We start from the raw sequence: 12116 nt of genomic DNA on the forward strand, positions 1-12116 counted from the left end.
CTGGCGATGCAAGTGGTTACTTACCACCAGAGCACTATGACCAAATATTTACGGCACACGGGGTGATCATGATCATCTTTATGGCGATGCCGTTTATGATTGGTTTAATGAACATCATTTTACCTCTGCAAATTGGTGCCCGTGATGTTGCATTCCCATTCTTAAATAACCTCAGCTTTTGGTTAACTGCTGGCGGTGCAATCCTAATCAATATCTCATTATTCTTTGGTGAGTTTGCGAAAACGGGTTGGGTGGCATATCCACCGTTGTCAGAGTTGTCATTCAGTCCAGGTGTCGGGGTCGATTATTATATATGGGCCTTGCAGATATCCGGCTTGGGTACCTTATTAACATCGGTAAACTTCTTAGCGACTGTATTTAAAATGCGTGCACCAGGCATGACATTAATGAAAATGCCTATTTTTACTTGGGCATGCACGTGGGCGAATATCTTAATTGCAGCATCGTTCCCAATTTTAACTGCTGTACTGGCTATGTTAACGCTTGATCGTTATCTCGATTTCCACTTCTTCACGAATGAATTAGGTGGTAACGCGATGATGTACATCAACTTATTCTGGGCATGGGGTCACCCTGAAGTTTACATTCTGATCTTACCTGCGTTCGGTATTTTCTCAGAAGTTATCTCAACGTTTGCTGGTAAACGCCTGTTTGGTTATAAGTCGATGGTTTATGCAAGCGGTGCAATTTCGATTTTAGGTTTTATCGTTTGGCTTCATCACTTCTTTACTATGGGCTCAAGCGCTAACGTTAATGCCTTCTTTGGTGTTATGACCATGGTTATTGCGGTACCGACCGGGGTTAAGTTATTTAACTGGTTATTCACTATGTATCGTGGTCGTTTACGTATTACTGTGCCTGTCCTTTGGACTTTAGGTTTTATGGTGACGTTCACTATCGGTGGTATGACCGGCGTGTTACTTGCTATTCCTGGTGCTGACTACGTATTACATAACAGCTTATTCTTAATCGCTCACTTCCATAACACCATCATTGGCGGTGCGGTATTTGGTTATTTAGCTGGTTTTGCGTTTTGGTTCCCTAAAGCAATGGGCTTCAAACTTGACGAGAGCTGGGGCAGACGATCTTTCTGGTGCTGGTTAATTGGTTTCTTCGTGGCATTTATGCCGTTATACGTACTTGGTTTCTTAGGTATGACACGTCGCTTAAACCACACAAACAACCCTGATTGGAACATTTGGTTATACATTGCAGCTGGCGGTGCGGTGATCATTATGTTCGGTATCTTGTTCCAAGTTGTACAACTTGTAGTGAGCTTCAAAAACCGCGAGCAACTTGATGATACAACGGGCGATCCGTGGAATGGTCATACCCTTGAGTGGGCATCTGCTTCACCTCCACAGTACTACAACTTTGCGAAAATCCCTCATGTTGATGACATCGATGCGTGGACAGACATGAAAGAAAAAGGCTTAGCCTACAAGCAAGAAGCCTCTTATAGCCCAATTCATATGCCAAAAAATACATCGGCAGGTGTATTAATGAGCGCAGCTTTAACAACCTTCTGTTTTGCCATGATCTGGCACATTTGGTGGCTTGCAGCCTTTGGTTTACTGGGTGCTATCGTGGTGTTCATCAAACGTTGTTACACCAGCGATGTTGATTACTACGTGCAACCAGATGAAATTGTTGAACTAGAAACGGCTCATAACACAGCCGCTACTAAGGAGGTGAATGCATGAGTAGCATTTCTGCAGGACTCGACACCTTAAACGGCGCACACGGTCATGTTGATGCACACGACCATGAGCACCACGATACAGGTGGTAACACCGTATTTGGTTTCTGGCTTTATCTTATGACTGACTGTCTGTTGTTTGCATCATTTTTTGCAACCTACGCAGTATTGTTCATGAACACTGCTGGCGGTGTGTCGGGTAAAGATATTTTTGAACTTGATTTTGTTGCGGTTGAAACCGCAGCTCTACTACTTAGTAGTATCACATTTGGCTTTGCGATGATCTCTGCTCACGGGCAGAAAAAGGCGGCTACGTTAACTTGGTTGCTGGTTACCTTTGCCTTTGGTGCAGTGTTTATTGGTATGGAAGTGTACGAATTTCATCACCTAATTGCGCACGGTAATGGCCCTCAGCAAAGTGCCTTTTTAACATCGTTCTTCTCTTTAGTGGGCTTACATGGTCTTCACGTTACAGCGGGTCTTATTTGGATGACTGTCCTGATGATTGAAGTTGTGCGCCGTGGTTTAAACCCACAAACAGTGACACGCCTAAGTTGTTTAAGCTTATTCTGGCACTTCTTAGATGTGGTGTGGATCTGTGTATTTACCGTTGTTTATTTAATGGGAGCAATGTAATGAGTCACAGTGAATCACATGTAATTAATAACTTAGAAGTTCATGCACATAATGATCAATCACATGGCAGCGCTAAAGACTATTTAATTGGTTTTCTACTGTCAGTGGTTTTAACGGCTATTCCATTTTGGGCTGTGATGAGTGGTTCGTTTTCTAAAACGACCACTGTATGGTGCATCGTGAGCATGGCGATTGTGCAAATTTGGGTGCATTTGAAATATTTCTTACACCTAAACTTCAAAACTGAAGACGGCAAAGCAAGTTCATTGTCGTTTATCTTTAGTGCTTTAATCATTGTAATGGTGGTTGGTTTGTCGGTGTGGATCATCTACGAATCGAACGCCATGATGATGTACTAATAACAATTACTTGGTAATTGGTAAAAAGATTTACGAGAGGAGCTGGTTAGTCTGAGGTTGTGTCTCCAGTTCTCACAGTCTGTTACTAACTAGTTTCTTTCGTAATATTGCGTTTGTGCTGAAAATTAGAGGAGTCGAGGAAGTGTTTCGACGTTATTTAAATGTCACTAAACCTGGCATTATCATGGGCAATTTGATCTCTGTCGCGGGGGGATTCTTGCTAGCCTCTCGTGGTGATGTTGACCCATGGTTAATGATCGCAACCTTACTAGGGTTATCTTTAGTAGTGGCATCAGGATGCGCGATCAATAACGTAATTGATCGTGATATTGATGTTGCTATGGCGCGCACTCGCAAACGCGTCACAGTGACTGGCGAAATGTCAGCAAAGGCGGCTATGGCACATGGCATCGTGCTTGGTGTTATTGGTTTCGGATTATTAGCAGTGTATACCAACGTAGTGGCACTCTTATTTGCTACTTTTGGTTACGTCATCTACGTAGGTGTGTACAGCTTATATATGAAACGTCGTTCTGTGTACGGCACCTTTGTAGGAAGTTTATCTGGCGCAGTACCACCTGTAGTGGGTTATTGTGCCGTAACTGGGCAGTTTGATGCTGGTGCTGTGATTTTATTGGTTATGTTTAGTCTATGGCAAATGCCTCATTCATATGCAATTGCAATTTTTCGTTATAACGACTACCAAGCGGCCAGAATTCCTGTGTTACCAGTAGCGCAGGGGATCGAGAAGGCAAAGCATCACATTGTTTTATATATCGCCGTGTATGCGTTGGTTGTGATGTTATTAACCATTAGTGGTTATACAGGTTTAGCCTTTATGGCTGTAGCCTGTACAACGAGTTTTTGGTGGTTGCTAATGGCGCTTCGTGGCTATCGTCGAAATATTGATGTAAGCGGCTGGGCGCGCCAAGTATTTGCTTTTTCAATTGTAAACATCACGGTTTTGAGCATAGCGATGGCTTTAGATTACCATTCGGTAGCTCCACAGCTACTTGTTTTAACTTAGAAAAAAGTTGCTAACATATCCCAATGTTACAGTAGCAAAGGCCCGGTTTTTTCTCCACCGGGCCTTTTTTCTTTGTTATTTTTTAAAATCGAGCAGCTTGCTCTACCACAATGCCATGGCGAACCGCTAAACGGCGATGGTCTTTATCATAACCACCACCAATAACTGTTGCGACAGGTACATTGTGCTCAAGGCAACGCTTGAGGACTAAATGGTCGCGTTGCGCTATCCCTTGCCAGCTTATATCAAGTTTCCCTAAACCATCTTGCTGCCATACATCTACACCTGCATCATAAAGCACTAAATCTGGGTTTAGGGTGTTTAATAAATAACTCAGCGTATCGTCAACAACGCCTAGGTATTCACTATCAGCGACATTCGGCGCTAAACCTATGTCTAAATCGCTGGCCGACTTTCGAAACGGAAAATTCTTTTCACAGTGAATAGAGCAGGTATAAGCATAGGGCTGATGCGCCAGCATTGCTGCGGTACCATCACCTTGATGAACATCTAAATCAAAAATAAGTATATTGGTTACTTCACCACTTTTTATCAGAGTTTCGCTGGTAAAAGCGAGGTCGTTTACCATGCAATAGCCTGAGCCAAAATCAGTATGGGCATGGTGAGTGCCACCCGCTAAGTGGCAAGCAATGCCATGTTTAAGTGCTAAACGTGCTGTTTGTAAGGTGCCTAGAGGCGCAGTAAAGGTACGTGCCATCAGCTCTTTTGACCAAGGTAAGCCAATACGGCGCATCGCTTTTTCATCTAAGCGGTTGTGCCAAAGGTCGTGGATATAGTTTTCGCAGTGCACTAATTCAAGGGGCTCAGGGCTGCCAAGCATCGGTTGAGTTAGGTTGTCATTTATTAATCCAAGGTTTTGTACATGCTCATATAAATAAGCAAACTTACTCATCACAAAGCGATGGTTAGGATCGAAACTAAACGAGTAATTTGGATGATACACCAAGGGTAAGTGGGGATTTAACTGCATAGCTCATTGAATAGCTGAATTTGCTACAGCATAACGAATCTACCGACAAAAGTTTACTCTGGTGCGTGAATTAAATGAGCTAATTCGCGATGTAATAATGCTTCATCACCCAGATTGAGCTCAATCAATCGTTTTAAGTGAGTTATACTATCAATATCGATATGTTCGCAGCGAAGGCCTGCATGCTGATGCTCAACATGGCACAGCTCCACTTGCATTTTAATCTCGATAGTTGACTCTGGCAGGGTAAAGATTAAGTCAGCTTTACTATGAATAGGCACTAAAAATGAATCACTTTTAGTAATGAGCGCACCTTGCAAAGATAAATCAAGTAACTGACAGTGATAGTCGTTATCTTCGATACGAAGGACCGCAGGGCAAGAAAATAATACCCGCGAAAACTCTCTGCGTTCATTCATAGCTGTATCTCCAACTTTAGTGATCTAATAAGTATAGATCATAATGGAGTGAGTGATAGTAAAGCTTACTGCAACAAAAAAGCCCCTAAGTAGGGGCTTTTTGAGTATCAGCTAATTAGCCAATTTTTTGTATTTGATACGCTTAGGTTGTGCTGCTTCGGCGCCTAAGGTTTTCTTCAACCACTCTTCGTATTCTGTGTAGTTACCATCGAAGAAGTTAATTTGGCCTTCGTCACGGTAATCAAGAATATGTGTAGCAATACGGTCAAGGAACCAACGGTCATGCGAGATACACATTACACAGCCAGGGAACTCTAAAATAGCGTTCTCAAGTGCACGTAGTGTTTCAACGTCTAGGTCATTGGTTGGCTCATCCAGTAGTAATACGTTACCACCTGCTTTTAATAGCTTAGCTAGGTGTAAACGGTTGCGCTCACCACCTGATAGGTCTTTAACGAATTTTTGTTGGTCGTTACCTTTGAAGTTAAAGCGGCCAACATAGGCACGGCTTGGGAATTCAAAGTTACCAATTTTTAATACGTCTTGGCCGTTAGAGATTTCTTGGAAAACCGTGTTGCTTTCGTCCATGTCGCCACGGAACTGATCAACCGTTGCAAGCTCAACAGTGTCACCAACAATGATCTCACCGCTATCTGGCGTTTCTTCACCACTTAGCATTTTGAATAGCGTCGATTTACCCGCACCATTGGCACCGATAATACCTACGATAGCGCCTTTCGGCATTGCAAAGTTCAAGTCATCGATTAATACACGGTCGCCAAAGCTCTTCTTCAGGCCTTTCACTTCGATAACTTGGTCACCTAAGCGTGGACCCGGTGGAATGAATAGTTCATTCGTTTCGTTACGCTTTTGGTAATCGTTTTGCTGAAGCTCAGAAAACTGTGCCATACGTGCTTTAGACTTAGCTTGACGGCCTTTCGGATTTGAACGAACCCATTCAAGTTCTTGTGCGATTGATTTTTGACGTGCTTTTTCAGATTTCTGTTCTTGTTGTAAACGTAAATCTTTCTGCTCAAGCCACGATGAGTAGTTACCTTCCCAAGGAATACCTTCACCACGGTCAAGCTCTAAAATCCAACCTGCTACGTTATCTAAGAAGTAACGGTCGTGGGTTACAGCAACCACGGTACCTTCGTAGTCGTGTAAGAAGCGCTCTAACCAAGCAACTGACTCAGCGTCTAAGTGGTTGGTAGGTTCGTCAAGAATAAGCATATCTGGTTTTTCAAGTAGTAAACGACAGATCGCAACACGGCGACGCTCACCACCCGAAAGGTGTTCAATTTTTGCATCCCAAGGTGGAAGGCGTAATGCATCAGCTGCACGCTCTAACACGTTGTCGATATTGTGACCGTCGTGCGCTTGGATGATAGCTTCTAATTCGCCTTGCTCTTTCGCAAGTGCATCGAAGTCAGCACCGTCCATTGCATACTCGTTGTATACTTCATCAAGGCGGTTTAGTGCATTTTTAACTTCGCTTACTGCTTCTTCTACTGTTTCGCGAACTGTTTTGCTTTCGTCTAGTACAGGTTCTTGCGGTAAGTAACCGATTTTAGTGCCTGGTTGAGGGCGAGCTTCACCTTCAAAGTCTTGGTCAACACCAGCCATAATGCGAAGTAACGTTGATTTACCTGCACCGTTTAGACCTAGCACACCAATTTTTGCGCCTGGGAAAAAGTGTAAAGAAATATCTTTTAAGATAGTGCGCTTAGGTGGCACAACCTTAGAAACTCGACTCATCGAGAATATAAACTTATCTGGTAACACCATGAAAGGAGCCTTCAATTTATAAGAAAAATTAACAGTAAGTATTGTATACCCAAACTACCTCAAAATACAGAATTCAGCGTTTATGATAGGCTTAATATCAAGGTGTTATTTACTCAAAGAGTCATACATTTTAATTAATGACCACTCAGAAACACCATTTCATTTAGACATCTAAACATCTAGAGGTTGAAATTTCTAACTATCCGTTCATAATTAGCAGTCAGATAAGTATGCTCGGAGCCAGCTATGCCCATTACAGTAAAAGATGAATTGCCTGCCATTGCAAAGTTACGTCAAGAAAACGTGTTTGTAATGCCAAAAAGTCGTGCTAAAACGCAAGAAATTCGCCCAATGCGTTTGGCCATCTTAAACTTAATGCCAAACAAAGTTGAAACCGAAGTGCAGTTTATTCGCTTGTTAGCAAACTCACCGCTGCAAGTTAATGTTGAGCTGTTGCGCTTAGATACCCATCGCACCAGTAGTAACTCTGAGCAGCACATGGATACGTTTTATCGTTATTTTTCAGAGGTGAAAGATAATAACTACGATGCGATGATCATAACGGGCGCGCCGCTTGCTCATTTAGAGTATGACGAAGTTGCTTACTGGGACGAACTAAAAGTTATTTTAGATTGGGCAGAGCAGCATGTGACGTCTACGCTGTTTTCGTGTTGGGCGGCCCATGCTGGGCTTTATCACCACTATGGTCTCAAACGTGATCTGAAACCAAACAAACTCAGTGGCGTATTTACCCATAAAAGCTATTTTGACCATGCAGCGCTAACGCGTGGCTTTGATGATACCTTTTTAGTGCCACATTCTCGTTATGGTCATATTGATATCGATAAGATCAATGCCTGCGAGGAGCTGGTGGTGTTAGCCGGATCAGAGCGAGTAGGTGCCTACTTAATTAAAAATAAATCAGGCAGCCAAGTGTATATTACTGGCCATCCAGAGTACGATGCTCATACTTTAAAAGGGGAGTATTTACGCGACCAAGAAAAATCAGCGGATGCGCCTAAGCCAGAAAACTACTTCCCTGACGATAACCCAGACAACGAACCGTCGAAAACGTGGCAAAGCCATGCCTTTTTATTGTTTTCGAATTGGTTAAACTATTATGTGTACCAAACTACACCGTATGATATTAACTTAGTTAGCCAAGATGTAAGGACTAACAACTATGCCGAGTAATGCAGTGAATAAACGCGAACAATTAACCGAGGCGCTAAAACAGCGAATTTTAATCCTCGATGGCGCGATGGGCACCATGATCCAAGAATATAAATTAGAAGAACAGGATTATCGCGGTGAGCGCTTTAAAGACTGGCATGTACTTATTAAAGGCAATAACGATTTATTAAGCCTGACTCAGCCAAAAATCATTGCTGATATTCACCGTGCTTACTTAGAAGCCGGTGCCGATATTATCGAAACGAATACCTTTAATGCCACGACTATTTCGATGGAAGATTACGACATGGCGAGCCTTAGCCGCGAAATCAACTTCGAGTCAGCGAAACTTGCACGCAGCGTGTGTGATGAACTTGAAGCAAAGGATCCTAGCAAACCGCGTTATGTAGCCGGTGTACTTGGGCCAACGTCAAAAACCTGTTCGATTTCACCAGATGTAAATGACCCAGGTTATCGTAATATCAACTTTGATAAGCTGGTGGCTGCGTATGTTGAGTCAACACTGGCATTAATGGAAGGTGGTGCTGATCTTATTTTAATAGAAACCATCTTTGATACCCTTAATGCAAAAGCGGCTTCGTTTGCTGTAGAAGAAGCATTCGAGCAAGCTGGTCGTAGTTTACCTGTGATGATCTCAGGCACCATTACTGATGCTTCTGGTCGTACTTTATCAGGGCAAACCACAGAAGCATTTTATAACTCAATTCGCCATATTAAACCGCTATCAATCGGCCTTAACTGCGCCCTTGGCCCTGACTTACTGCGCCAATATGTTGAAGAGTTATCGCGCGTTTGTGAAACCTTTACCTCGGTGCACCCAAATGCAGGTTTGCCAAACGAGTTTGGCGAATATGATTTAGAAGCTCCTGAAATGGCAAAAGAAATTATTGATTGGGGCAAGTCTGGCTTTATCAATATTGTAGGTGGTTGTTGCGGCACCACACCGGCTCATATTAAGGCGTTTGCGAAAGGCCTTGAGGGTGTTAAACCTCGCCAATTACCTGAGCTTGAAGTGCGTATGCGCTTATCGGGCCTTGAAGCGTGTAACTTAAACTAGGAAACCGACATGACTGACCAAATTGCTGTATTTACTAACGTCGGTGAGCGTACCAATGTAACAGGCTCGGCTAAGTTTAAGCGCTTGATCATGGAAGAAGATTACGAGACCGCTCTCGATGTTGCCCGTGAACAAGTAGAAAATGGCGCGCAAGTAATTGATATCAACATGGATGAAGCCATGTTGGACTCGAAAGCGGCGATGGTAAAGTTTTTAAACTTAATTGCCTCAGAGCCTGATATCTCAAAAGTACCTATCATGGTCGACTCATCTAAATGGGACGTGATCGAAGCAGGCTTAAAGTGTATTCAAGGTAAGGCCATTGTTAACTCAATTTCACTTAAAGAAGGTGAAGAGCCGTTCATCCGCCAAGCTAAGTTAATTAAACGCTTTGGTGCTGCTGCGGTTGTAATGGCGTTTGATGAAACTGGGCAAGCAGAAACCGCTGATCGTAAGTTCGAGATTTGTCAGCGTAGCTACAAAATACTCGTTGATGATATTGGCTTTCCGCCAGAAGACATTATTTTTGACCCGAACATTTTTGCCGTCGCAACGGGCATTGAAGAGCACGATAACTACGCTGTTGAGTTTATTGAAGGTACGCGCCGAATTAAGCAAGGCTTACCGCACTGTAAAGTGTCGGGTGGTGTATCGAATGTGTCGTTCTCGTTCCGTGGTAACAACCCAGTACGTGAGGCTATTCACTCTGTGTTTTTATACCATGCGATTAAAGCGGGTATGGACATGGGCATTGTAAATGCGGGCCAATTAGCGGTTTACGACGATATTCCCGAAGAGCTGCGTAAAGCTGTAGAAGATGTGATCCTCAATACCGACCCAGGTGCCGGTGAACGACTTGTTGAACTTGCACCAAAATACTCTGGTATGGCGCAAGCAGAGAAAGTAGAAGATTTAGAGTGGCGTACTTGGCCTGTCGAAAAGCGCCTTGAACATGCATTAGTTAAAGGTATTACCGAGTACATCGACGAAGATACCGAAGAGTGCCGCAAGGGCAAAGCTAAGCCTATCGAAGTGATCGAAGGCCCACTTATGGACGGCATGAACGTTGTAGGCGACTTATTCGGCGCGGGTAAAATGTTCTTACCACAGGTTGTTAAGTCAGCTCGTGTGATGAAGCGCGCCGTTGCCTATCTTGACCCTTTCATTGAAGCTGAAAAAGAAGAGGGCGCAACCAATGGTAAAGTGGTTATGGCAACCGTTAAGGGCGACGTACATGACATTGGAAAGAATATTGTAGGCGTGGTACTGCAATGTAATAACTACGAGGTTATCGACCTTGGTGTGATGGTGCCGGCAGAGAAAATCTTGCAAACCGCCATTGACGAAAAAGCCGACATTATTGGTTTATCAGGGCTTATTACCCCATCACTTGATGAAATGGTGCATGTTGCGAAAGAAATGACCCGTCGTGGTTTTGAATTACCGTTACTGATTGGTGGTGCAACAACCTCTAAAGCGCATACTGCGGTTAAAATTGAGCCTCAGTATGATAAAGGTGTGGTTTATGTCAATAACGCCAGCCGCGCTGTTGGGGTGGTTTCTAACTTATTGTCAAAAGAGTTAAAGCCGGCATTTTTAGAGAAAACCAAGGCTGAGTATGAAAAAGTACGTGAACAACAAGCACGTAAAAAGCCGCGCTCAAAACCCGTTACTTTACAGCGTGCTCGCGACAACGCTGTAAAACTCGATTGGGACAACTACACGCCACCTGTGCCGAAAAAGCTGGGTGTGACTGAGTTTAAAGATGTTTCGATTGCGACGTTAAGGCAGTACATCGACTGGACACCTTATTTTATGACGTGGTCAATCGCTGGTAAGTATCCACGTATTCTTGAAGATGAAATTGTAGGTGAGCAGGCTAAAAGCTTATTCGCTGATGCTAATGCAATGCTTGATGAGCTTGAGCAATCAGGTGCGCTGCAACCTTTAGGTGTCATTGGTTTATTCCCTGCAAACCGAGTAGGGGATGACATTGAGATTTACACCGATGAGTCGCGTACAACGCTTTTAACTACATCGTGTCATTTACGCCAACAAACTGAAAAAACCGAATTTGCTAACTACTGTTTAGCTGATTATATTGCGCCTAAAGGTACCCCTGATTACTTTGGTGCGTTTGCGGTTACTGGTGGTCTTGAAGAAGACGACCTTGCCGATGCCTTCGATGCTAAGCAAGATGATTATAATAAGATCATGGTTAAAGCCGTAGCAGATCGCTTGGCTGAGGCATTTGCTGAGTACCTGCATGAGCAAGTACGTAAAGAGTATTGGGGCTATTCGGTCGATGAAAACCTATCGAACGATGAACTTATTCGTGAAAACTACCAAGGTATTCGCCCAGCGCCAGGTTACCCTGCTTGTCCTGAACATACAGAGAAGAAGAAAATCTGGCAGTTACTTGATACAGAACAGCGTATCGGCATGAAGCTAACAAGTTCATATGCAATGTGGCCGGGTGCGGCGGTATCTGGTTGGTATTTTTCTCACCCTGAAGCTAAGTACTACGCAGTGGCGCAAATTCAAAAAGATCAGGTTGAAGATTACGCTAAGCGTACCAACATGACTCTTGCAGAAGCTGAGCGTTGGTTGTCGCCTAATTTGGGCTATGAACCAGAATAATAACCTTTAGTTATTAGCTTTTGTTTAAATTAAAAACGAGCCCCAAATGGCTCGTTTTTTATGCCTATTTTTAATCATACTTTTTTCTTTTTAATTGCTTTAATACTGGCAAATTCCTTCTAATTTAAATATTTGTGTTAAAGTTATACCAATTCGCTTAATAAAGTGGTCTATTTTGAGGCAATGAAACCTCGTTGATAACAAGGCAAAAATTTCGTTATTTAGTTGTTCTAAATCAGAAATTTTTAACGCAGGTAGCGACAGGTTTAATCCCTCAAAATGATT

General features: G+C 43.1%; 11 protein-coding genes. 7 read left to right on the forward strand and 4 right to left on the reverse strand.

All coding sequences use genetic code 11. The features are described from left to right. The 4 genes from BIZ38_RS21130 to cyoE form a co-directional block, all read left to right on the forward strand. A partial coding sequence (locus tag BIZ38_RS21130; RefSeq protein WP_187491231.1) for a cbb3-type cytochrome c oxidase subunit I occupies nucleotides 1–1724 on the forward strand: 1724 nt, incomplete at its 5' end. After that, complete coding sequence (cyoC, locus tag BIZ38_RS21135; protein ID WP_054554290.1) at nucleotides 1721–2356, forward strand: cytochrome o ubiquinol oxidase subunit III; 636 nt, start codon at nucleotides 1721–1723, stop codon at nucleotides 2354–2356. The genes BIZ38_RS21130 and cyoC, both read left to right, overlap by 4 nt. Next, nucleotides 2356–2715 (forward strand): cytochrome o ubiquinol oxidase subunit IV, encoded by a 360-nt coding sequence (gene cyoD, locus BIZ38_RS21140; RefSeq protein WP_187491232.1) that lies wholly within the window; start codon nucleotides 2356–2358, stop codon nucleotides 2713–2715. Before cyoC ends, cyoD begins: the two co-directional genes overlap by 1 nt. A 142-nt stretch (nucleotides 2716–2857) precedes the next feature. After that, on the forward strand, nucleotides 2858–3742 hold the full coding sequence (gene cyoE / locus BIZ38_RS21145; protein ID WP_062566718.1) for a heme o synthase: 885 nt from the start codon (nucleotides 2858–2860) through the stop codon (nucleotides 3740–3742). Between the two features lie 82 nt (nucleotides 3743–3824). On the opposite strand, the gene BIZ38_RS21150 is transcribed toward cyoE, so the two are convergent. The 3 genes from BIZ38_RS21150 to ettA form a co-directional block, all read right to left on the reverse strand. Further along, nucleotides 3825–4733, reverse strand: coding sequence for a histone deacetylase (locus tag BIZ38_RS21150; RefSeq protein WP_187491233.1), 909 nt, complete (start codon nucleotides 4731–4733; stop codon nucleotides 3825–3827). Between the two features lie 53 nt (nucleotides 4734–4786). Continuing rightward, complete coding sequence (locus BIZ38_RS21155) at nucleotides 4787–5152, reverse strand: PilZ domain-containing protein (RefSeq protein WP_054554294.1); 366 nt, start codon at nucleotides 5150–5152, stop codon at nucleotides 4787–4789. Between the two features lie 111 nt (nucleotides 5153–5263). Further along, on the reverse strand, nucleotides 5264–6940 hold the full coding sequence (gene ettA, locus BIZ38_RS21160) for an energy-dependent translational throttle protein EttA (RefSeq protein WP_187491234.1): 1677 nt from the start codon (nucleotides 6938–6940) through the stop codon (nucleotides 5264–5266). A gap of 246 nt (nucleotides 6941–7186) precedes the next feature. Between ettA and metA the strand changes: the two genes are divergently transcribed. Genes metA through metH form a run of 3 tightly spaced genes read left to right on the forward strand, consistent with a single transcriptional unit; the run spans nucleotide 7187 to nucleotide 11831 of the window. Continuing rightward, complete coding sequence (metA, locus tag BIZ38_RS21165; RefSeq protein ID WP_062566720.1) at nucleotides 7187–8134, forward strand: homoserine O-succinyltransferase; 948 nt, start codon at nucleotides 7187–7189, stop codon at nucleotides 8132–8134. Then, on the forward strand, nucleotides 8124–9191 hold the full coding sequence (locus BIZ38_RS21170; protein ID WP_187491235.1) for a homocysteine S-methyltransferase family protein: 1068 nt from the start codon (nucleotides 8124–8126) through the stop codon (nucleotides 9189–9191). The genes metA and BIZ38_RS21170 overlap by 11 nt, the downstream gene beginning before the upstream one ends. A 9-nt stretch (nucleotides 9192–9200) precedes the next feature. Beyond that, nucleotides 9201–11831 (forward strand): methionine synthase, encoded by a 2631-nt coding sequence (metH, locus tag BIZ38_RS21175; protein ID WP_187491236.1) that lies wholly within the window; start codon nucleotides 9201–9203, stop codon nucleotides 11829–11831. A gap of 99 nt (nucleotides 11832–11930) precedes the next feature. On the opposite strand, the gene BIZ38_RS21725 is transcribed toward metH, so the two are convergent. Further along, nucleotides 11931–12116 (reverse strand): hypothetical protein (locus BIZ38_RS21725; protein WP_222938099.1); only part of this gene is annotated, 186 nt, incomplete at its 5' end.

The sequence above is a fragment of the Pseudoalteromonas sp. BZK2 genome (assembly GCF_014349195.1).
GTDB lineage: Bacteria > Pseudomonadota > Gammaproteobacteria > Enterobacterales > Alteromonadaceae > Pseudoalteromonas > Pseudoalteromonas simplex.